The sequence below is a fragment of the Serratia sp. K1WW1 genome (genome assembly GCF_055790865.1).
In genome coordinates this window covers 2,384,699-2,405,694 of record NZ_CM147697.1, presented here as the reverse complement: position 1 = coordinate 2,405,694, position 20,996 = coordinate 2,384,699, and the positions used below count along the sequence as shown (strand labels likewise).

Annotated in this window: 18 protein-coding genes; 4 read left to right on the top strand and 14 right to left on the bottom strand. The window is 56.5% G+C overall.

Going from position 1 to position 20,996, the window contains the following annotated elements; genetic code table 11:
* Positions 1-496: 496 nt before the first annotated feature.
* The 5 genes from astE to ACX9GU_RS10810 all read right to left on the bottom strand — a co-directional run bounded on the left by astE (position 497) and on the right by ACX9GU_RS10810 (position 6,978).
* Positions 497-1,480 carry a succinylglutamate desuccinylase gene (gene astE, locus ACX9GU_RS10830; RefSeq protein ID WP_473194755.1) on the bottom strand — a complete coding sequence of 328 codons (984 nt, stop codon included), beginning with the start codon at positions 1,478-1,480 and terminating at the stop codon, positions 497-499.
* A gap of 12 nt (positions 1,481-1,492) precedes the next feature.
* Positions 1,493-2,833 (bottom strand): N-succinylarginine dihydrolase, encoded by a 1,341-nt coding sequence (astB, locus tag ACX9GU_RS10825; RefSeq protein ID WP_473194754.1) that lies wholly within the window; start codon positions 2,831-2,833, stop codon positions 1,493-1,495.
* Positions 2,834-3,206: 373 nt separating this feature from the next.
* A complete protein-coding gene (astD, locus tag ACX9GU_RS10820) occupies positions 3,207-4,679 on the bottom strand; it encodes a succinylglutamate-semialdehyde dehydrogenase (protein ID WP_473194753.1) in 1,473 nt (490 codons plus the stop codon).
* A complete protein-coding gene (gene astA, locus ACX9GU_RS10815; RefSeq protein WP_098931916.1) occupies positions 4,679-5,713 on the bottom strand; it encodes an arginine N-succinyltransferase in 1,035 nt (344 codons plus the stop codon). The genes astD and astA overlap by 1 nt, the downstream gene beginning before the upstream one ends.
* Positions 5,714-5,763: 50 nt before the next feature.
* Positions 5,764-6,978, bottom strand: a complete 1,215-nt coding sequence (locus ACX9GU_RS10810) for a bifunctional succinylornithine transaminase/acetylornithine transaminase (RefSeq protein ID WP_473194752.1) — start codon at positions 6,976-6,978, stop codon at positions 5,764-5,766.
* 828 nt (positions 6,979-7,806) lie between these two features.
* On the opposite strand from ACX9GU_RS10810, the gene ACX9GU_RS10805 reads away from it, so the two are divergent.
* Positions 7,807-8,781 carry an alpha/beta hydrolase gene (locus ACX9GU_RS10805; protein WP_473194751.1) on the top strand — a complete coding sequence of 325 codons (975 nt, stop codon included), beginning with the start codon at positions 7,807-7,809 and terminating at the stop codon, positions 8,779-8,781.
* Here ACX9GU_RS10805 and ACX9GU_RS10800 read toward each other — a convergent pair.
* Positions 8,778-10,187: an aminotransferase-like domain-containing protein gene (locus tag ACX9GU_RS10800; RefSeq protein ID WP_473194750.1), complete on the bottom strand. Its 1,410-nt coding sequence runs from the start codon at positions 10,185-10,187 to the stop codon at positions 8,778-8,780. The two genes, ACX9GU_RS10805 and ACX9GU_RS10800, sit on opposite strands and share 4 nt — an antisense overlap.
* A gap of 141 nt (positions 10,188-10,328) precedes the next feature.
* On the opposite strand from ACX9GU_RS10800, the gene ACX9GU_RS10795 reads away from it, so the two are divergent.
* The 3 genes from ACX9GU_RS10795 to ACX9GU_RS10785 are packed head-to-tail and all read left to right on the top strand — an operon-like array spanning position 10,329 to position 12,897.
* Positions 10,329-11,729 carry a cytochrome ubiquinol oxidase subunit I gene (locus ACX9GU_RS10795; protein ID WP_473194749.1) on the top strand — a complete coding sequence of 467 codons (1,401 nt, stop codon included), beginning with the start codon at positions 10,329-10,331 and terminating at the stop codon, positions 11,727-11,729.
* 2 nt (positions 11,730-11,731) lie between these two features.
* Entirely contained in the window at positions 11,732-12,739 is a 1,008-nt protein-coding gene (gene cydB, locus ACX9GU_RS10790; RefSeq protein ID WP_098930740.1) for a cytochrome d ubiquinol oxidase subunit II, read from the top strand.
* A 14-nt stretch (positions 12,740-12,753) separates the two neighbouring features.
* Complete coding sequence (locus tag ACX9GU_RS10785; protein WP_152523268.1) at positions 12,754-12,897, top strand: DUF2474 domain-containing protein; 144 nt, start codon at positions 12,754-12,756, stop codon at positions 12,895-12,897.
* Between the two features lie 3 nt (positions 12,898-12,900).
* Here ACX9GU_RS10785 and ACX9GU_RS10780 read toward each other — a convergent pair whose 3' ends face one another.
* The 8 genes from ACX9GU_RS10780 to ACX9GU_RS10745 are packed head-to-tail and all read right to left on the bottom strand — an operon-like array spanning position 12,901 to position 20,910.
* Positions 12,901-13,989, bottom strand: a complete 1,089-nt coding sequence (locus ACX9GU_RS10780; protein ID WP_473195158.1) for a fatty acid desaturase family protein — start codon at positions 13,987-13,989, stop codon at positions 12,901-12,903.
* Positions 13,990-13,991: 2 nt separating this feature from the next.
* Positions 13,992-15,086, bottom strand: coding sequence for a fatty acid desaturase family protein (locus ACX9GU_RS10775; RefSeq protein WP_473194748.1), 1,095 nt, complete (start codon positions 15,084-15,086; stop codon positions 13,992-13,994).
* Entirely contained in the window at positions 15,079-16,197 is a 1,119-nt protein-coding gene (locus ACX9GU_RS10770; protein WP_473194747.1) for a sterol desaturase family protein, read from the bottom strand. Before ACX9GU_RS10770 ends, ACX9GU_RS10775 begins: the two co-directional genes overlap by 8 nt.
* A complete protein-coding gene (locus tag ACX9GU_RS10765) occupies positions 16,194-16,811 on the bottom strand; it encodes a phosphatase PAP2 family protein (protein ID WP_473194746.1) in 618 nt (205 codons plus the stop codon). The genes ACX9GU_RS10770 and ACX9GU_RS10765 overlap by 4 nt, the downstream gene beginning before the upstream one ends.
* Complete coding sequence (locus tag ACX9GU_RS10760; RefSeq protein WP_473194745.1) at positions 16,808-18,094, bottom strand: F390 synthetase-related protein; 1,287 nt, start codon at positions 18,092-18,094, stop codon at positions 16,808-16,810. The genes ACX9GU_RS10765 and ACX9GU_RS10760 overlap by 4 nt, the downstream gene beginning before the upstream one ends.
* A complete protein-coding gene (locus ACX9GU_RS10755) occupies positions 18,091-18,897 on the bottom strand; it encodes an MBL fold metallo-hydrolase (protein ID WP_473194744.1) in 807 nt (268 codons plus the stop codon). Before ACX9GU_RS10755 ends, ACX9GU_RS10760 begins: the two co-directional genes overlap by 4 nt.
* The gene (locus ACX9GU_RS10750) at positions 18,890-19,906 is read right to left on the bottom strand and encodes an NAD-dependent epimerase/dehydratase family protein (RefSeq protein ID WP_473194743.1); all 1,017 of its coding nucleotides are present in this window, start codon (positions 19,904-19,906) and stop codon (positions 18,890-18,892) included. The genes ACX9GU_RS10755 and ACX9GU_RS10750 overlap by 8 nt, the downstream gene beginning before the upstream one ends.
* A complete protein-coding gene (locus ACX9GU_RS10745; protein ID WP_473194742.1) occupies positions 19,903-20,910 on the bottom strand; it encodes a 3-oxoacyl-[acyl-carrier-protein] synthase III C-terminal domain-containing protein in 1,008 nt (335 codons plus the stop codon). The genes ACX9GU_RS10750 and ACX9GU_RS10745 overlap by 4 nt, the downstream gene beginning before the upstream one ends.
* Positions 20,911-20,996: the final 86 nt, after the last annotated feature.

Here is a 20,996-nt window from a genome sequence, read left to right as displayed (position 1 = left end):
TCTACGCCCCTTAATAAAGCGCCATGTGACATTAGCATCATGAATAAAAACTTAAAATAAAAAAGTTCATGAAACAGTGCGCATAAAGCATGTTTATTTGTAACTAAATATTACAAATAAACGTTATTCTAATATAATGATTTAAATAGATATTTAATGCATAAGCCGTAACACTTACATTATAACGCACCAAAATAGTGCACATGCGTTTCATTTTGTGTGATTTACCTACGATTTCGAATAGCCACAAAATTAGCATGCTAATCAATAGCGTTACTTATTTCACACTTTTAACTTATATCAATCTGATTAGCCGAAATGGCGCGAATAATTCTATCTTTAATTTGTTTTTTACTCATTGGGGTAAACCATAGTGAGTAACGGCACGTAACAGACAAAATACGCTATCAACTGATTAAATAAATTACGCTATTAAAGTTTGAAAGGAAAAATGGCGCCACAAGTCACTTACCTGTGGCGTAATGAATGGGTGAGATTAAAACAGGGTACTACGCGGTACTTCTATCAACATCATGCCTGCACGTAACCCCAATGCCACCTTGGGGTTGGGAAACAGGACCCACTCCTTTTCATGCTGCACCCGATAACTATCCCCCGGTTGCTCATACAATAAAGTGCCCTGCGGCAGAGCGGTAAAATTGGCAGTCTCATCGCTCAAATGAAGTTTGAAAGATTCACTGCGCTTAATCAGCGACCGATCGACACGGAACACCCGAATCGGAGCCTCCCCCCGCAAAGGAAGAGATTGCCCGCAGACCAGCGCCTGCAGTGCTTTATTGATAGCAGAAAACTGCTGCAGATCGTTGCTGCCAAAGGGACGCGCCTTGCCCAATTCAAGGGTACAGCTGGCCGCCTGCGCATGCTCGCAGGAATAGTGGCTGAACGTGCCCCCGGGCGCCTGGTGGATCACCAGTGCATCCAACTCGGCGGCGTCCAGTAACGCCAACATCTCGGAGCTGTAACTCTGTGGTTGATAGGGCAGGATACCAAAGCGTGGCAGCAGCGATCCGCGGATCGCCGTGTGCAGATCGTAATGAAAACGGGAGGCCTGCTCTCCGGCAAAGAAGCTGGTAACCACTTGCTCTAACTGCTGCGCCCGCGCCGTTTCGCCAGAGGGCTCAAACTGCTGATAGCGCCCACCAAACATGCGATTCATATCGCTTGCCAGATAACGTTGATTGGTTCGCATCGCTGGTGGATTGCCCAACACCACCAGCAAGCGCACCGCCAATGGCCTCACGCCAGCGAAGATCTCGTTCACTAGCCGGTCGAGCAGTTCGATCGGGGCCGTTTCATTGCCGTGAATACCGGCTGAAAGCACCACGGCTTGCCGATAGCCTTGCAGTGGAGTGAGTTCCAAAAGCCCTTCCCCCAGCCACTTCCAGCGCAGTGCAGCGTTTTCACCCTGGGTGGTAGCGGGTGGCGTTCCGGCCAACGTTAGAGCCAATAAATTGTTCACTATTGCCTCCGGTTACTGTTGGAACGGGTAAACATTACCCAGCCCAAGGATAGAAGTCAGAGCATCCAGTGCCGCACGCCCTTCATGCAGCAGTTGTGGGTCAGCCAGATCCTCTTGTACCAAGCGATCGCGGTAATAGCGGTCTACCCAGTCGTTCAGGGTGGCGAAAAGCGTATCGTTCATCATCACCCGCGGGTTCACCGCCCTCAACTCGGCACCGTTCAGCGCCACGCGTAAACGCAGGCAAGCCGGGCCGCCGCCGTTGCGCATACTTTCGCGCAGGTCGAACACTTTGATCTCGTCGATTGGCCCACCGCTGGCCACCATCTCCGACAGATAATGCCAAACGCCCGGATGCTGGCGGGACTCTTCCGGCACCACGATCATCATCTTGCCATCAGCTTTGGTCAGGATCTGGCTGTTAAACAGGTAGGTCGCCACCGCATCCCCCACGCTGACGCTGGTGGTTGGCACTTCTATCGCCACCAGCTCCGTCTCCAGCAAGGCCATCTTGCGGCGGATTTGATCCAGCCCCTGCTGCTGATGCAGGAACGCCTGCTGATGATGGAACAGCACCTGCTGATTGCTGACGGCAATCACGTCGTTATGAAAAACGCCTTGGTCGATCACCGCCGGATTCTGTTGCAGAAATACCGTTTGTTGCTCGTGCAACTGATGCAGGCGGGCGATCGCCTCGCTGGCCTCGCGCGTCTGGCGAGCCGGGTAACGCGTGGGGGCACTTTCCCCGCCAAACTCTTGCTTGCCATACACAAAGACCTGCACCCCGCGTTTGGCATAGTCGTCCCCAAGGCGGTTATGGTTGGCGGCGCCCTCATCCCCAAAGAGTGCCACCTGCGGTAAGGCATCGTGGTGAGTAAAGTATTGCTCATCATTGAAGATGGCACGCAGCACGCTGGAGGTGGTTTCGGCCTCAATCGCACGATGGAATTTGTTATTCAGGTTGGCGGCGGTGAAATGCACTTTACCATCCTGACTGTCTGGCGAAGGCGAAACCGTCGCGGCATTGGCCGTCCACATGGATGAGGCCGAACTGAGCGCCGAGAGCAGGCGCGGTGAGGTTCGCATCGCCTGGGCCAGCACGCTCTCGTCGCTACCGTTGAAACCCAATTTACGCAGCGTGGGGAGATGAGGCCGTTCCTGCGGTGGCAACACGCCCTGCTGGAAGCCCATATCCGCCAATGCTTTCATTTTCAGTAGCCCCTGCTTTGCCGCCAACTTGGGGTTCGACACGCTGTTGCGGTGCTGCGTCGAGGCCTCATTGCCAAACGACAGCCCGGCATAGTGGTGCGTCAAGCCAACCAACCCATCGAAATTGACTTCATATCCGGACATTTTGCTCTCCTGTAAACTGCGAAGGGTGATGCCTGTCACTGGGTGCTATCTCCCTCACCCTAACCCTCTCCCCAAGGAGAGGGAATCGAACGTGCCAGCGGTTATTTCTTCTTCAACCTGACCACCGATGGATAAAAAATCGCTGCTATAGATGTATCTCTGTAGCTTGTTCTGGCCTAGCTACGATACCCCTCCATTCCAGCTCCCTCTCCCCAAAGGACAGGGAATCGAACGTGCCAGCGGTTATTTCTTCTTCAACCTGACCACCGATGGATAATGCTATACTGACCTAGCTACGGATCGACTCTGTATCTGAATACCACTCCATACCAGCTCCCTCTCCCTGTGGGAGAGGGTTGGGGTGAGGGGCAGATCAGTTAAATATCAGGCCCGGTGACAGGCTGGTGGGTAGCGTCAGACTGGCACTTTCCAGCGAAGCCATCGGCCAGGCGCAGTAATCTGCCGCATAGAACGCACTTGCCCGATGGTTGCCAGAAGCCCCCACACCACCGAAAGGTGCCGCGCTAGAAGCCCCGGTCAGCGGCTTGTTCCAGTTGACAATACCGGCTCGCGCCTCCAGCAGCAGCCGTTCGAACTGCTCCCGCTGCGGGGACACCAGCCCAACAGACAGGCCATAGCGCGTGTTATTAGCCATGCGCAACGCCTGGTCGAAATGATCGTAACGAATGATCGTGGTCAGCGGGCCAAAATATTCTTCGTCTGGCACGTCCGCCACGCCGGTCACATCGATAATCCCAGGGCTTAATAACGCACTGCCGCTCTCCAGCGATTTCATGGTCAACAAGGCTTTGCCGCCCAAGGCCAACAGATGGTGCTGAGCTGCCAGCATGTTCTCTGCCGCCGCGGGGGAAATCACCCCGCCCATAAACGGCTGAGGTTCAGCATCCCAACGGCCAATGCGCAGCGTAGATGCCACCTGAACCAGGCGTGCAATAAAGGCATCCCCCTGCGGCCCATTTTTTACCAAAATGCGGCGAGCACAGGTACAGCGCTGCCCGGCAGAAATAAACGCCGATTGAATGGCCAGATTCACCGCCGCGTCACAATCTTCAACCTGTTCGACGATCAGCGCGTTGTTGCCCCCCATCTCCAACGCCAGGATCTTTTCTGGCTGACCGGCCAATTGGCGGTGCAGGTGATAGCCGGTGCCAGCACTGCCGGTAAACAGCAGCCCATCAATATCAGCACAGCTTGCCAAGGCCTCACCGGTTTCACGCCCACCCTGTACCAGATTGATCACCCCGTCCGGAAGCCCCGCCTGCAGCCATAGCTGTAACGTCACCTCCGCCGTTAACGGCGTCAACTCGCTAGGTTTGAACACCACGCAGTTGCCCGCCAGCAGCGCCGGAACGATATGCCCATTCGGTAAGTGACCTGGGAAGTTATACGGGCCAAATACCGCCAGCACGCCATGCGGCCGATGGCGTAACACCGAGGCTCCGTCGGCCATCGCGGTTTCCGTCACCCCGGTACGCGCCTGATAGGCCTGTAATGAAATGCCCACCTTGCCAATCATCGCCTGGACTTCGGTCAAGGTTTCCCAGCGGGGTTTACTGGTTTCACGGCTGATGGTCTCGGCCAGATGTTGTTTATGCTCTTCCAACAAGGCCGCGAAGCGTTTTACCAACTGTTCGCGCTGTGCAAACGGCGTGCGCGCCCAGGCAGGGAAAGCCTCGCGTGCAGCTGCGCAGGCCGTAGCCACATCATCTATATTGGCCGCATTGGCTTGCCACAGCGGCAGGTTATCCAACGGATCGGTTTTGCTGAACTCAGCGCCCCGGCCAGCCAGCCAGACGCCATTAATTAACAATGCAGGATGCGACATTACACTTTCTCCTGAGCGATAAGCTTGATGACCCGTACCGGGCTCCCCTGTTCGACGCCCAGCGCCGCCGCCGTCTCGGCATTGATACGCAGGCGATCATCATGCAGTTGGGCATGTACCAACAGGGCGCGATAATTCTGATAATTGTCGTTGGCCACCAGGTAGGCCGGAGCCTCGCTGAATACCTGCGCATCATCCAGCACCACCTTCACCAGTTTGCTGCGCTTGACCGCACGGATCTCGTCGATCTCGGCTTCCAGCGTCGGGCCCCCGTCAAAGATATCGACGTAGCCCTGATAGCGCAGACCTTCGGCTTCCAGCAGCTTGCGCGCCGGTGCGGTTTGCGGGTGAACCTCGCCGATCACCTTCTGCGCATCTTCGGCCAGAAAGTCGACATACAGCGGGTGTTTTGGCATCAGTTCGGCGATAAACGCCTTTTGCCCGGTGCCGCTGAGATAGTCCGCCTTGGCGAACTCGATAGAAAAGAAGTGGCGGCCAACGCTTTCCCAGAAGGGTGAACGGCCATTTTCATCGGAATAACCGCGCATCTCCGCTATCACTTTGCGGGAGAATTGATTGCGAAATGCGGCCATAAACAGGAAGCGGACCTTTGACAGCAGCTTGCCATTTTCACCATGCCGATAGTCCGGATCGAGGAACAGCGTACAGAGTTCCGAATGGCCGGTATGGTCGTTGCTTAAAAACAGCGTTGGCACCGATTTATAGACATTAAGCTGCTTTGAGGCATGCACTTGGGTACCTACGCGGAAGCTGTACCAGGGTTCGGTCAGCCCAACCGCGACTTCGATCGCGCTGACGCCAACGACCTGTTGCCGTTCGGTATCCTCCATCACAAACAGATAGCAGCGATCGCTTTGGGGAAGTTCGCCTTGCCAGGTTTTTAACGCCCGCTCAATACGTGCCGACAGCGTCTCTTCATTCTGCGGCAAAGAGGTGAGGCCAATACCGGATTTACCGGCGAGCGTCAGCAGGTCAGCCAGGTCACGGCGCTCTATGGGGCGGATAATCATCATAATGCGAACCTCGGAAGTCATCGGCTGCGCACCAGGCGCAGCCGCCTTGATTAGCTGCAAATCCGCGCCACAGCACGCGCGAACCGCGCCAGCCCCTCTTTCACATCCTGTTCAGGGATGATTAGCGAAGGTGTAAAGCGCACCACGTCTGGACCCGCGATCAGGGCTATCACCCCTTCCTCGTTAGCCAGTTGGGTGAGCTGTTTGGCTCTACCGGCATATTCCGGGTTCAGCACGCAGCCAATTAACAGGCCCGCCCCGCGGATTTCGCTAAAGATCGGATACTGTAAGTTGATTTCCGTCAGTCCGGCGATAAACCACTCGAGACGCTGCTTCACCCCATCGAGCACCTCCGGTGTGTTAATCAGCGAGAACACCACCCCAGCCACTGCCGCTGCCAGCGGGTTGCCGCCGTAAGTGGTGCCATGAGTGCCGACGCCCAGGGTTTTCGCCAGATGGTCGGTGGTGATCATCGCACCGACCGGGAAACCGCCGCCTAATGCCTTGGCGGTGGTCAACACGTCCGGTACCACCCCGTAATTCATATAGGCATACAGCGAGCCAGTTCGGCCCACGCCGGTTTGCACCTCATCAAAGATCAGCAGTGCGCCGTGGCGATCGCACAGTTCACGTAACCCTTGCAGGAATTGCGGTTGGGCCGGTACCACACCGCCCTCGCCCTGAATCGGCTCAACGATCACCGCGCAGGTACGGTCGTCAATCACCTGAGCAGCAGCGGCCAGATCGTTAAACGGCGTGTGGGTAATGCCGCCAGGCAGGGGCGCAAAATCCTGTGAGTATTTTGGTTGGCCCCCGGCAGAAACGGTAAACAGGGTGCGACCATGAAACGCGTTATTGAACGCGACGATCTGGTTCTTTTCTCTGTTACCACTATCCAGTGCATATTTTCGCGCCAGCTTCAGCGCGGCCTCGTTGGCTTCCGCGCCGGAGTTGCAGAAAAATACCTTGTCGGCAAAGGTGGCATCAATCAGCTGTTTGGCCAGGCGCAACACCGGCTCGTTGGTATAACCGTTGCCCAGATGCCAAAGCTTGCCTGCCTGTTCTACAAGCGCCGCCAACACCTGCGGATGGGCGTGGCCCAGGGCGTTGACGGCAATGCCTCCGGCGAAATCAATATAGGATTTCCCCTGCTGATCCCAAACCTGTGAGCCTTCTCCCCGCACCAAAATAAAGTCCGCAGGGGCATAAACCGGGATCATCCAGTCGTCGAAAGACTGGCGGGTAACTGCGATTGGCTGTTCCATAATGACCTCATAACGTCAGCAAAGGCTGAATTTTGGCGGTAAGGACCGCTCTGGTGGCGTAAGGCCGGCGAAAAAGCAAATTAACCCTGTTATCCGGTGTCTTTTCTGGCCGACGATAATGCTGCTCACCGTCGCCTATTCAGATACAAACCTGTTACATAAAATCGGTTATTCACTATTAATGCCGCATTTAGCGCCCCGGAGCGGGGAATAAATGTTAATGAGTAGTTAAAATACAGCCCATTTGATAAATAGTGTAGAGCAGCTATCGTGCCAGAACGGGGTTTTTGACAGATTTACTAATTTTTTTCGTTAAAACAAGGAGTTATATTGCATAAATATTCAATAATTATGCATTTGTAATGATTAATGGCAAAAATAGGGCCTGAAATCATCAGCGATGGAGAAATCCTATTCAATCGCAAAATTCTTCCGCTTTTCTGATCCTGCTCGCAAAAATAATTGCGTGAGATGGCGGGATCGGCGCCCTTTTGCACCGCGATCGTGCAATGCGCCCTCATTTAGCGCAGCAAAATGCCCCTCACCCTAACCCTCTCCCACAGGGAGAGGGGACAGTCCGTGCCACAATTTATCTGGGTGTTCGTCCTTTTGTAGGGGGCCGATCGAGTGGATTTGAAACTGTGGTGATTCACCTTTGCATGAGGAGATGCGTTTGCTGAGAGGACCACTTTACTTCCAAATGAGCAGGAGCTATCAGCTCCCTCTCCCTGTGGGAGAGGGTTGGGGTGAGGGCATCTCCCCAGTCTTTGACTACACTGATAAGTCACCCCGTACTCAATGTTCCTCCTCGACCTTAAGGATCCCAACATGAGCAAGAAAACCTTTGATGCCACCCAGCCCGCAGCGGTCAAAGACGTAGCCGCCTTTCTGGCGGAGTTGAATGCCAGCGGCGGCAAACCGATGGAACAGATGAAGCCGAAGGAGGCACGTAAGGTGTTGGAAGGCGCGCAACGCAGCGTGGAGGTGGTACAGCGTGAGGTCGAGATCGAAGAGAAAACCATTCACGTGGCCGGTCAGGACATCCTGCTGCACATCGTGCGCCCGCCACGAGTGAAAGGTAAATTGCCGGTATTCATGTTTTTCCACGGCGGTGGCTGGGTCTTGGGTGACTTCCCGACCCACGAACGATTGGTGCGCGATCTGGTTTACAGTTCAGGAGCGGTAGCGGTGTTTGTCAATTACACACCGTCGCCAGAAGCCCAGTACCCCACCGCCATCGAGCAAGCCTACGCGGCCACGGAATGGGTGGCGGAATACGGAGAAAAGATCAACGTCGACGGTACCCGGCTGGCGGTAGTAGGTAATAGCGTTGGCGGTAACATGGCGACGGTGATCAGCCTGATGGCTAAAGAGCGAGGCACGCCGGCACTGCGCTGCCAAATCCTGCTGTGGCCAGTCACTCACGCCAGTTTTGATCGCGATTCCTATCATCAGTTTGCCGAAGGCCATTTCCTGACGCGCAATATGATGAAGTGGTTTTGGGACAACTACACCACCGACAAAGCCCAGCGAAAGGAGATCTACGCCTCACCGCTCAATGCGAGCCTGGAACAGCTGCAAGGGCTTCCACCCGCGCTGATCCAGACCGCCGAGCTGGACGTCCTGCGGGATGAGGGGGAAGCCTACGCCCGCCTGCTGAACGCGGCTGGCGTCGAGGTGACCGCCACCCGCTACAATGGGCTGATCCACGATTACGGCCTGTTAAACCCCCTTGCCCAGGTTCCGGCAGTGCACTCGGCTATTCATCAGGCCGGACGTGCATTGAAGCATTATCTGGCCTAGCCCAGGTTACGGATCAGCCTGGCCAAGGTCTTGATGGCGGTTTCAAGCCTGTCGCTCCACTCGAAGGAGGCGTTCAGGCGGAAACAGTGGTTGAAACGATCGCCGGTGGTGAACATTCGCCCCGGCGCAATACTGATGCCCTCTGCCAGCGCACGCTGGTAGAGCTCCATGGATGACTGTGTCGCCTCCAGCTCCAGCCATAGGAAATAGCCTCCGTCCGGCTGGCTGACCTTCACCGTCGGCGGGAAGTGATGGGCGATCGCCTGATGCATGGCACTTTGGCGCTGGGCCAATAAACGCCGCAGGCGACGCAGATGGGTATCATAGCCGCCATGCAGCAGATAATCGGCAATCGCCATCTGGGTCGGCACGCTGGTTGAAACGGTGCTCATCAGCTGCAAGCGCTGAATTTGCGGCGCATATCGCCCTGCTGCTACCCAACCCACGCGAAATCCCGGAGCCAGACATTTTGAGAACGACGAGCAATGCAAAATCTGCCCGCCCTGATCCAACGCCTTGGCTGGCAAGGGGCGCTCAGCGCTGAAATAGAGCTCGCCGTACACATCATCTTCCAACAACGAGATCTGATGCTCGCGCAGCATCGTCACCAGCCGTTTTTTATTTTCGTCCGACATGCTCGACCCTTGCGGGTTCTGGAAATGGGTCATCAGCCAGCAGGCCTTGATCGGATACTGCTCAATCGCCTGCTGTAACGAATCCAGATCGATCCCGTGCTGCGGGTGGGTAGCGATCGCCACCGCTTTCAGCTTCAGGCGTTCCAGCGCCTGCAACGCGCCGTAAAATGCCGGGGATTCAATCGCCACCGTGTCCCCTGGCTGCGTCACTGCTTGCAGGCTGAGGCTTAACGATTCCATCGCTCCGGCGGTGATCACAATCTCATCAGGGGAGACCTGCATCCCATTCAGCGCATAGCGTTGGGCAATATGGCGACGCAATGCCTCGTTGCCGGGCGGCAGATTGGCAAGGGAACTGTGAGGTGTGAATTTTCGGGCTACGCTGCTCAGCGCCCTGGCCAGCTTGGGTTGCATAAACAGGGTGGCATCCGGGAAAGCCGAACCGAAGGGCACAATCTCTGGATCCTTACAGGCTTGCAGCACGTCAAAGATAAAGGCGTTGATATCCACCTGTTCGCTTACCAGCAGTTTCTCACCCCGAATGGGTTGTGGTAACGCCTGTGAACGGGCCGCCACATAGTAACCAGACTGCGGCCGCGCTACGATCCAGCCCTGGCTTTCCAGTAGCTGGTATGACTGCACCACCGTCATCAGGCTCAGCCCGGCACGTTTGCCACTTTCCCGCAGCGAGGGCAGTTTGTCCCCCGCACGCCAAACCCGGCTCTGGATCTGTTCGCGGATCTGCTGGGCAAGCTGTTCATATCTGGTCATACAATTCCAACTGTTATAGTAAAAAGTGAAATAACTGTCACTGTTATCGTTACTCTACTCCATGCTCTACTTAGCGCAAGTTTTAATAAGCAAGCTATCGCTTTCCTAAGAGGCCAATTATGAACAAATCAAGGAGGCTCCATGTTCGGACTTGATGCATTGGAGCTGGCACGGATCCAGTTCGCCTTCACCGTTTCCTTCCACATTATCTTTCCGGCGATCACCATCGGCATGGCCAGCTATCTGGCGGTGCTCGAAGGCCTATGGCTGAAAACCGGCAATCAGGCTTACCGGGATCTGTACCATTTCTGGTCCAAAATCTTCGCCGTCAACTTCGGCATGGGCGTGGTTTCCGGCCTGGTGATGGCCTATCAGTTCGGCACCAACTGGAGCTTTTTCTCCGAATTTGCCGGCAGTATCACCGGCCCATTACTGACCTATGAAGTGCTGACTGCCTTCTTCCTCGAAGCCGGATTCCTGGGTGTAATGCTGTTTGGCTGGAATCGTGTTGGCCCCGGCCTGCACTTTTTTGCCACCTGTATGGTAGCACTCGGCACGCTGATCTCCACCTTCTGGATCCTGGCCTCCAACAGCTGGATGCAGACTCCGCAGGGGCACGAGATCATCAACGGCGTGGTCGTGCCGGTTGACTGGTTCAAAGTGATCTTCAACCCGTCCTTCCCTTACCGCCTGCTGCATATGACCACCGCGGCATTCCTGTCGTCGGCCTTCTTTATCGGTGCCTCGGCGGCCTGGCACCTGTTGCGTGGCCGTGATACGCCAGCCATGCGCAAGATGCTGTCAATGGCCATGTGGATGGCACTGATCGTCGCCCCTATCCAGGCGGTGATCGGCGACGCACACGGCCTCAATACGCTGAAATATCAACCGGCCAAAATCGCCGCCATCGAAGGCCACTGGGAAAACCCTCCGGGAGAAGCCACGCCGCTGATCCTGTTCGGATGGCCGGATATGGAGCGTGAAGAAACTCGCTTCAAGCTGGAAATCCCTTACCTGGGCAGCCTAATCCTCACCCATAGCCTTACCGAGCAGGTTCCGGCGTTGAAATCCTTCGCACCGGAAGACCGCCCTAACTCCACCGTAGTGTTCTGGTCGTTCCGGATCATGGTGGCGCTGGGCATGCTGATGATCCTGGCTGGCGTGTGGAGCCTGTGGCTACGCTGGCGCGGCGGGCTGTATCAGTCCAAGCCTTTCCTGTACTTCATTCTGTGGATGGGGCCTTCGGGGTTGATCGCCTTGCTGGCGGGGTGGTTCACCACCGAGATTGGCCGCCAGCCATGGGTCGTCTACGGGTTACAACGCACCGCCGATGCCGTCTCTGCCCATGGCGACATCCATATGAGCGTGAGCCTGCTGGCCTTTATCGCCGTCTACTGCTCGGTGTTTGGGGTCGGTTACTCCTACATGATGCGCCTGATCCGCAAAGGCCCGCAGGCCCATGAAGGTGACGAGCCAAGCGGCCACGGTACACCGGCACGCCCGCTCTCAGCGGTACACGAAACTTTGGACGACAGGAGCTGAACATGGGTATCGATCTTCCGTTGATTTGGTTTGTGATCATCGTGTTCAGCACCATGATGTACGTGGTCATGGACGGCTTTGATCTGGGCATCGGCATTCTGTTCCCATGGGTGAAAGATAGCCACGATCGCGATGTGATGATGAACACCGTAGCACCGGTATGGGACGGCAACGAAACCTGGCTGGTGCTTGGCGGGGCCGCCTTGTTTGGTGCTTTCCCACTGGCGTATGCGGTGATCCTGGATGCGTTGGCCATTCCCCTCACGCTGATGCTGTTTGGCCTGATCTTCCGCGGCGTGGCCTTTGAGTTCCGCTTCAAAGCCAAACCGGAAAAGCGCCATATCTGGGACAAGGCGTTTATTGGCGGTTCAATCCTGGCTACCTTCTGCCAGGGCGTGGTCGTCGGGGCGATTATCGACGGCTTCCCGGTGGAAGGCCGTGCCTATGTTGGTGGCCCCTTCGACTGGTTCACACCGTTCGCCCTGTTCTGTGGTTTGGGTTTGGTAGTGACCTATGCGTTACTCGGCTGCACCTGGTTGGTGATGAAGACTGCCGGAAGCTTGCAGGCCCGGATGCATCGTCTGACCACACCCCTGCTGGTTAGCCTGCTGCTAATCTTGCTGGCCGTCAGCGTCTGGACGCCGATCGCTCATCCCGAAATTGCGACCCGCTGGTTCAGCCTGCCGAACCTGTTCTGGCTGCTGCCGGTGCCGCTGCTGGTGCTGCTCAGCGCCTGGGGGATCTGGCACGGCGTACGCCACGATGCCCACTATTCGCCGTTCCTGCTGACGCTGTTGCTGGTGTTTCTGGGGCTAAGCGGTCTGGGTATCAGCATCTGGCCGCTGCTGATCCCACCGACCATCACCCTGTGGCAAGCCGCTGCGCCGCTACAAAGCCTGGGCTTTATGCTGGTGGGCGCACTGTTTATTATTCCGATTATTTTGGTCTACACCTTCTGGAGCTACTACGTGTTCCGCGGCAAGGTGAGCCATGAGGATGGGTATCACTGATGTTGAATAAGACGATGAATGAGAACACCGCCACCCTTCCCTGGTGGAAACGCGTCGGCTGGCTGGTGGTTATCTGGAGTGCCAGCGTCCTGGGGCTGTTTTTGGTCGCTTCGCTATTCCGCCTGCTGATGACCGCCGCCGGGATGAAGCCGGAATAGCTCCTACTGCTTCCCCATCGCCCCCAAAAAACGCTGTTGCATCTGCAACAGCGTTTTCAGATCCAGGCACTGATAATCCAGCCCATGTTGAGCGGCAACCTCGGCAATGATCTTCGCCAAGGCCGGGTAATGCCGATGGCTCCAATGCGGGAACAGATGGTGGGTCAGGTGCAGGTTGGCACCGCCCAGCCAATAGCCAACCCAGCGCGGCGTGGCCTGCCAGTCGAAGGTGGTGGCAAACAGATGTTGATACCAGCCATGCACCATCTTGCCCTGCTCGGGAGCCTGATAAAAATTGGCTTTGGCCCAATGGGTACCGACAATCAGCATCACAAATACCAATGACGACAACATCTGGCTCAGCAGGTAAGTTAGCCAGATCGCCGTGGCGCTGACATCAGGCGGCATCAGCCATAGCGGGATTGCCAACGCCAACGTGAAGTGTGCCAGCTTGCTCAGCAAGAAAACGCCCCAGCCTTTGCTCCCCTGTAACATCATCTTGGGCGTCATGCGCGTTTTGCCAGCCCGATCCAACCAGTCAAACAGCCAGATGTAATACGGGAAAGTCAGTGCCGCCACTATCGGCCAGTAGTATTGCTGTAAACGCATAAAGGTTTTGCGCTGCTGGAACGGCGTTTGCCTCAGCACGCCGTTCGGCTCGATATCCGGATCGTAACCTTCGATGTTGTTGTAAGCATGGTGGAAAATGACGTGGCGCACCCGCCAACAGTCCGCATCCAACCCCAACGGGATGCTCACAATAAAGTTAAGCCAGTGGTTTAGCCGTGCCTGTTTGAAAAAGGCATTGTGTGAGGCGTCGTGCACCACGTTCACCGTCAACATCATGGCGGAGAAAATAAAGCCGACGTAGCAGCCGAAATAGGCCCAGGCGTTTTGCTGCTGCAAACTGAGTGCATAAAAGCCCGCGCACACCAGGATCAGCAGCAACGCCTTGGCGAACATCCCAAGGTCGGCAAAGCGGTGGTCGCCCCGCTCCGCCAGATAAGCCTGGCTGCCACGCATCAGCGCCAGATGAATATCGCGGTTCTCCCGTTGGAACGCCAAGGGCCGCAGCGGCGTGGTGTCTGGCATTTTCATCGTGGCGGTTGCCCCATCGTACGTAGGAAGCGTTGCTGCTGTTGCAACAGTTCGCGATAGCCGATGCAGCGATAATCCATGGCATAGCGTGGCGCGAGTTCAGCCAGGATGGCGGCCAGCGCCGGATAATGGCGGTGATTCCAGCCGGGGAACAGATGATGGGTGAGATGATAATTCAGCCCGCCGGTCAGATGGTGCAACCACTTCGGCGAGGTTTCCCAGTCGCAGGCGGTGGCAAAGTTGTGCCGATACCAGCCCTGCGGCATTTGGCTTCCTTCTGGCACCGCGTAAAACTCAGCCTGCGCCCAGTGAGTACCCAGCAGTAAGAACACCACCAGCAGCGAGGCCAGCATCTGGCTCAACAGATAAGCGATCAGCACCGTTTGCCAGCCGATGCCGTGTTGTTGGCAAACCACCAAGGGAATAACCAGCACCACTAACAGGTGGCACAGCTTGCTGGCAATAAACACCGCCCAGCCCTTGCGCCCGGCCAGCACACCCTCGGCGGCCAACGGGGTTTTGCCCAACCGGTCTGACCAATCAAACACCAGCGCGATATAGGGCAGCGACAAGGCGGCAATCAGCGGCCAGTAAAGGTGCTGATAGCGCATGTGCGCTCGCCATTGCTGGAACGGCGTCTGGCGGAAAAAGCCGTTCTCTTCGGTGTCCAGATCGTAATGTTCCACGTTGGCATACACATGGTGATAGCTGACGTGCCGTGTCCGCCAATAGTCCGGATCGACCCCCAGCGGGATCGTCACCAAACGCCCCGCCAGGCGATTCACCCAAGGAGTGCGGGCAAACGCGTTATGCGAAGCGTCGTGATTGACGTTGACGTTCAGCAACATGCCCATCATGACAAAGGCAAAGTAGCACAGCATAAACGCCAGCCCCTGCTGCTGCATCAGGCTAAGCAGATAGAACCCGACACATAGCAACAGCAGGACAATCGCCTTGACCCAACGGGCCACATCGGCAAAGCGGTGATCGTTACGGCCGCTCAGATAAGCATGGGCCCGGCGTTTCAGTTCACGATGAAACGCCTGTTCCCCATCCGCAGGGAAAGAGAGTGGCGGCAACGGTTCAACCATGTACAGCCTCCTTCTGGCGTCCCCAGCCAGCGGCGACGGCGCAGCCATGCACGGCAATGCCACAGGTCATCAGCCACCAGTAAGGTTGGTGCCAACCCAGCGCCAGCAGCAACAGCAGTGGAGCGGCCAACGCCACCAGTAACCAGACCTTGACGCCCCAGCTACGGCCTTCGGCAATCCCACCCAGCGCCACCGCGCCTACCGCCAACAGCATAAACAGTACAGCCTGCTCGCCGGTCAGGCCGTTGTAGCCGTAACCGAAGCGATACACGTAGCCCAGCACCAGGGCGAACAGCAGCAACGCACCACTCACCATGCACCAGGCGGAACTGCGGAAACGGACGCTATTGGCCGAGGGTTTGAAAGGCAGTTTGAAGTAACGTAAAAACGGCTGATTGCTGGCCCAGAACGGGTTAACCGATGATTTCTCCCCGCGTACGCCATAGGCGAAAGGCTCGGTTGGCAGCGACGGGCCAAAGGTACCAAACAGCTTGTCCCAGAAGATAAAGCTGCCGCCAAAATTACGGTTGGAATAGGCCAGATCGTTGACGTGATGCACCCGATGGTGCGCCGGGGTAACGAAGATTTTTTCCAGCCAGCCCAGTTTTGGGGTCAGCGCATTATGGTTAAACAGCTGAATGCCGTAGTGCAGGATCGAAACGGTAATAAACACCGAAAGCGGCACACCGGCCAACGCCAGCAGCATAAAGAACGGGATCGACGTTAATGACGAATACCAAGAGTTACGCACGCCCAACGACAGATTGAAGTGTTCGCCCTGGTGATGCACCACATGCACAGCCCACAGCAGGCGGAAACGGTGATGCAGACGGTGTAACCAGTAAAAACCAAAGTCCCACGCCAGCAGGGCAAACAGCCACACCAGCGCGACCGGCCAGCTATCTACCAGGCCCAGGCTGTAATGGGTCGCCACATAGCCATAGCAGAAGATCTCCAGCCCCCGGAACAGCCACAGCATGATATGCCCGGAGTTGAGGTTGAAGATCACATCGTGCCAATCAACGCTGCCCCGGTTGCGCTTTTGCAGCCACAGGGCTTCGCCAAGCACCACGCACAGCATAAATATTATCGGTATTACCAGATCGGTCATGGTCGTTCTCCCTGACGAAAATCACTGACAATCCATCGAACATGCTGGCAGGCATAGCCTACGGCCATGGCCAACAGCGCCCCACTGAGCAAATCCACCAACAGGTGACGGCGCAGTTGCAGAATAGAGAAGGCAATCGCCAATCCCCAAACCGACAACAGTACGCTGCGCCATTTTTTCCGGCTGTCCGCCACGGCCCACACGGCCAGGGCCGTCAAGGCTATATGCAAAGAGGGTAAACAGTTTTGTTTTGAATCAATGCCGATCAATGCCGCCAGCATGGTTGAGCTGAGTGAACTGCCGTGATCGACCGGGTAGTCCATCGTCGTCGGCCACAGCAGATAGATGGCCCCCGCAACAAGAGCGGCAAGCTGCATTGAGCTTCTAAGCCATTTGATCCGGCTCAGCGGACACAACAGATAGCACAGCGGAACAATCAGGAAAAAAGACAGGTATAGCCAGATAGCATGCGGGCTGAAGGGAATGGCGCGATCCAGCCAACTCGGCGTCAGCTGATAACCAGCGCCTTGCCATCGGTCAGTGCTGTTATAAATCAGGCCGACAAAGCCCCAACCCAGCAGCATTTGCCATAGGCGATAGATCACCTCTTTCATGGCACCTCCGGCAACCGTACGATACGTCGGCGTTTGGCATCGAACTGCGGCATGATGCTCTGTGCAGTCAGTTGCCATTCCAGTTGCTGCACCGCGATACCCTGCTGGGTAAACAGCGCAATCAGTTGCTGCTGGCAATCCACCAATTCTTTGGGGCTACAGTCGGCCATCAGGTGCAGCCGTTGGCTAGACAACTGGGTCAGGCGATAATCCGCCACGGCGGGCAACGCGTTGGCAATCACCCGGCGGCACAAGTCGGCAAAGACTCGCTGCGCTGCGCCCTGCAATCCTGGCAGCAACAGTTGATCGTCACAGCGCCCTTCAATCCGCTCCAACGCCATGCTGGCCTGGCCGCACGGGCAAGGCTCCGTACGCCGTACCAGAATATCATCCAACCGATAACGTACGATCGGCTGCGTACGGCGGGTAAAATCGGTGATCAGCGGGGTAAAACGCTGCTCATCGATCCACTGTGGTTCCACGTGAATAAACTCTTCGTTCAGATGCAAGGTGCCGTGGCTACAGGTGGCAGCCAGAAAACCTTCGGTGGCTTGATAGACTTCACCCACGTCGGCAAATACCCGCTTTATCAGTTGACGATCTTGCGGCTCCAGCACCTCGGCCACCGAGATCACCTTTTTCACCTGTAGTTGTAACTCGCCCCGCTCGACCGCATGAGCCAACGCGCACAATACCTGCGCAGGTGCGACCACGATGGTGGGTTGCTCCCGTTCAATCTGCGGTAAGTGCTCGGCAAAGGGTGCAAACAGATCGAAAAATGTCAGGCTCAACCAGCGGTTGTTGACGCTGTGATACAGATTGTTGTCCGCACGCAGAAACAGCGCGACCCGCTCACCGGCAAACACCCCTTGCGGCAGCATTTTTGCCAGCATGCCGCCAGCCCAGATCTGCTGCTCCTGCGGGCTGACCACAAACACGCCGCGTCTCCCGGAGGTGCCGGTCGATAGACCTACGCTGTATTTGCCCACTTTTGGGGTGAAGTCGCGATCGGTTTCGCTGCGCCTGGCACAGGCCAACAGCGCCTCAAGTTGTAGCCCGGCGGTATTCATCCGATCAAAATGCGTCATCATGATCGCTTTGTCCATTTCTGGCCATTCGCCCACAGGTAACAGACAGTATGGCCGGAAATAGGGGCTATACGCCAATACCCGACGGGCAAAGCGTTTTAACTGACGCGCCTGGTAAGCCTCCAGTTCTGCCCGTTCGGTGAAATGCAGCCTGCGCGCTCGCAGATAGTGCCACAGCGTCATCAGCGGGATCATAAATCCCCCTCATGGCACAACAGGATCTCCGCCGCGCCGCCATGATGCAGTTGGTTGAGTGCTTCAAGGGTTTGGTAGTAGCTACGCGGATTATCCATGATCAGGTTCGCCAACCGCGAAGGGCCACGCAGTTGCTGGTAGTTCAGCGGCGACCAGGCGGCATCGCTTGCCAGCAGCGTCCAGCCCGCGTCGGTTTGGACAAAGGCACCAAGGTGTCCCGCAGCATGGCCTGGCAGAGGCACAATGAGGATTTGCCCATCGCTGCCCGGTAGTGCATATCCCTGTTGGAACGGTGCCAGTTCGGCTGGCAGACTCTGTAGCGTGAATGACTCCACAAACTGCAATGCGGATTCAAACTCTTCGGGGATCAACCCCGGTATAAACGCCCGCTTCAGGGCGGCAAAGCCACGCAGCTCTCGAGTTTGCTGCCAGCCCTCACCGGAACAAATCATGTTGAGGCTGCTGAAATCACGCAGGCCAGCGATATGGTCAGCATGAAAATGGGAAATAATCACCGCCTCAATATCACCCACGCTCACACCCCGGCTACGCAACTGCTCAAGCAGTGCCTGCTGTGGGCTGAAATAAACCGGGGTGATCTGGCTATACAACCGGAAAATACCGCTGGCGGTGTACTGTTGGAAATAGCTGGCATAACCGGTATCCCATAGCCAGCGACGCTCGCCCACCTCCAACAGGTAGGCACGGGAGGGGAATTTGCAGCTACGCATCGGCGAGCCACGCAGCGCCATGCAGCCAAGGTGGGTGCAATAGCCGATTTCAAAGGTGGTGATGTTAGCCATGCGCCGCCATCCCCTGCTGTTTCATCCATTGCCCGGTCAGCTCAATCCCCTGCTCCAGGCTATAACGTGGCCGGTAACCCAGCTCTTCAATCGCGCGGCCGTTATCCAGCGTCATATCAAAATAGGCGGCTGCCGCGCTATAGCGCGTCAGCATCGGTTCTTTGCCGGTAAAATGGGCTATCAATTCCATGCCCCCTGCCACCGCCCACAACAGCCGGTAAGGCAATGCCTGCACCCGATATTGCCAGCCTAGCTGCTGGGCCAGCAGTTGGTGCAGCATATCCTCCAGCCGCTGCGGCTGTTGGTTGGTGATGTTATAAATGCCGCCGGAAGACAAATTCGGCCGGTTGCTGGCCAGATCCATTGCATGCACTACGTTGAGCACAAAGGTCAGATCCAGATAGGCTTTACCGCCACCGGGCAGGCGCAGAGCACCTTTGTCACGCTGCATCTGGGCCAGTATCCTGGGTACGATCACTCGGTCATGCGGGCCAAACAGGCCACGCGGACGCAGGATCAGATAAGTGGTTTGCGGATAGCGATGCAGCAGCGCGCTAATGCTCTGTTCGGCAGCATACTTGCTGGCAGCGTAATGATTGGCAAACCGGCGGGCAGGCTCACCTTCGGTGATGTTGTGATGATGTTTGAAATCAAAATAGATCGCTGGCGTCGAGATATGGATAAAGCGTTTCACCCCGCAACGCCCGGCAGCTTTGGCGAGCTTTTCCGTAACGTAGGTGTTGGCCTGGAAAAACGCCTTGCGATCGCCCCACGGGGAAGATTTGGCAGCACAATGCCAGACGATGTCATAACCCCTCATCAACTGTTCGCACTGTTCCATCCCGGCACGGGTCAGATCCAACGGGGTAAACTTTGCCCCCAGTGCCGCCAACTCACGGCCAACGGCCTCATCACGCCCGGTGGCATGCACCTGATGTCCGGCAGCCAACAGCCACTCGGCCGCATTGCGCCCTAACCCACTGGTCGCTCCGGTTACCAAGACTTTCATGGCAGCAGAACCATGCCGCCCAGGGTCAGCCCGGCAGCGGTACCGATCAACATTACCGGCTGATTGGCATTCAGCCTGCCTGTGATCGCCGCCTCATGCAACGCGGAAGGAATTGATGCTGCCACCTGGTTGCCCCGGTAACGATAGATATCCACCAACGCCTCTGGCGCTACATGCAGCCTTTTGCGCATATGTTCCAGCGAGAGATGGCTGGCCTGATGCGGCACCACGGTGGCGATTTGTGGCAAGGTGAGCCCTGCGGCGCTCAGCAAGCGCTCAAGGTAGCCTTCGATCAGCACCGAAGCCTGGCGGAACAGCTGCTTGCCCTTCATATGGAACAGAAAATCGCTGTCGTTCATCCCGGCACGCGGGTTACGGCGTGTGCCACCGGCGCGGATTTCACACAGATCGCTGCCTTCCGGGTAGGTTTCCATCAGGTAGGACAGAATCCCGCTGCGCCCATCGCCGCGTTCCACAATGGCACAGGCGGCACCATCACCAAAAATCAGTGAGGACTCTTCATCTTCCCAGTCGATACCGCGCGAGGCGATATCGGCAGAGACGATGGCAATACGCCGGTAAACGCCTGCGTTGAGTAGCCCAGCCGCCACCTGCAATGCGCTAATAAAGCTGACGCAGCTGGTATTGATATCAAAACCGGCGGTGCCTGAGGGTAAGCCGGCGATTTTAAGAATATGCGCGGCACTAAAGGGCAATGCCTGTACGGCAATGGCCGAGGCCGAGATCAACAGATCTATCGAGTCACGCGGGATAGCATGGCGAGCCAGCGCGTCATCCAATGCGGCGACGGCCAGTTCGGCCTGGCTGGCCTGATCACTGGCATGAAAGCGATGAATAATCCCCGAGCGTTTTTCTACATAGCCAACGGGTTTTTTCAATTGCCGATCCAACGCCGAAGATTCGATGCAGCCGGGAGGCAAAGCTGCGCCGGTCGCGATGATTTTCAGCGGCAGGACGGGGTGGGACAGGTTATCTATGGTCATAGGTGTTCAGTCTGCTTATCCCTAACTCGTTTGGCTTAGCATCCAGCGTAATTAATCAAACTATTTACGCTCTTTTGATCTAGCCC

Coding starts and splice junctions, on each gene's coding strand:
- ACX9GU_RS10785 (WP_152523268.1), top strand. CDS start 12,754: ATGAATGAGAACACCGCCACCCTTCCCTGGTGGAAACGCGTCGGCTGG.
- ACX9GU_RS10780 (WP_473195158.1), bottom strand. CDS start 13,989: ATGCCAGACACCACGCCGCTGCGGCCCTTGGCGTTCCAACGGGAGAAC.
- astA (WP_098931916.1), bottom strand. CDS start 5,713: ATGATGATTATCCGCCCCATAGAGCGCCGTGACCTGGCTGACCTGCTG.
- ACX9GU_RS10810 (WP_473194752.1), bottom strand. CDS start 6,978: ATGGAACAGCCAATCGCAGTTACCCGCCAGTCTTTCGACGACTGGATG.
- ACX9GU_RS10775 (WP_473194748.1), bottom strand. CDS start 15,086: ATGGTTGAACCGTTGCCGCCACTCTCTTTCCCTGCGGATGGGGAACAG.
- ACX9GU_RS10800 (WP_473194750.1), bottom strand. CDS start 10,187: ATGACCAGATATGAACAGCTTGCCCAGCAGATCCGCGAACAGATCCAG.
- astB (WP_473194754.1), bottom strand. CDS start 2,833: ATGTCCGGATATGAAGTCAATTTCGATGGGTTGGTTGGCTTGACGCAC.
- ACX9GU_RS10760 (WP_473194745.1), bottom strand. CDS start 18,094: ATGATCCCGCTGATGACGCTGTGGCACTATCTGCGAGCGCGCAGGCTG.
- ACX9GU_RS10765 (WP_473194746.1), bottom strand. CDS start 16,811: ATGAAAGAGGTGATCTATCGCCTATGGCAAATGCTGCTGGGTTGGGGC.
- astD (WP_473194753.1), bottom strand. CDS start 4,679: ATGTCGCATCCTGCATTGTTAATTAATGGCGTCTGGCTGGCTGGCCGG.
- ACX9GU_RS10770 (WP_473194747.1), bottom strand. CDS start 16,197: ATGACCGATCTGGTAATACCGATAATATTTATGCTGTGCGTGGTGCTT.
- ACX9GU_RS10805 (WP_473194751.1), top strand. CDS start 7,807: ATGAGCAAGAAAACCTTTGATGCCACCCAGCCCGCAGCGGTCAAAGAC.
- cydB (WP_098930740.1), top strand. CDS start 11,732: ATGGGTATCGATCTTCCGTTGATTTGGTTTGTGATCATCGTGTTCAGC.
- ACX9GU_RS10755 (WP_473194744.1), bottom strand. CDS start 18,897: ATGGCTAACATCACCACCTTTGAAATCGGCTATTGCACCCACCTTGGC.
- ACX9GU_RS10750 (WP_473194743.1), bottom strand. CDS start 19,906: ATGAAAGTCTTGGTAACCGGAGCGACCAGTGGGTTAGGGCGCAATGCG.
- ACX9GU_RS10745 (WP_473194742.1), bottom strand. CDS start 20,910: ATGACCATAGATAACCTGTCCCACCCCGTCCTGCCGCTGAAAATCATC.
- ACX9GU_RS10795 (WP_473194749.1), top strand. CDS start 10,329: ATGTTCGGACTTGATGCATTGGAGCTGGCACGGATCCAGTTCGCCTTC.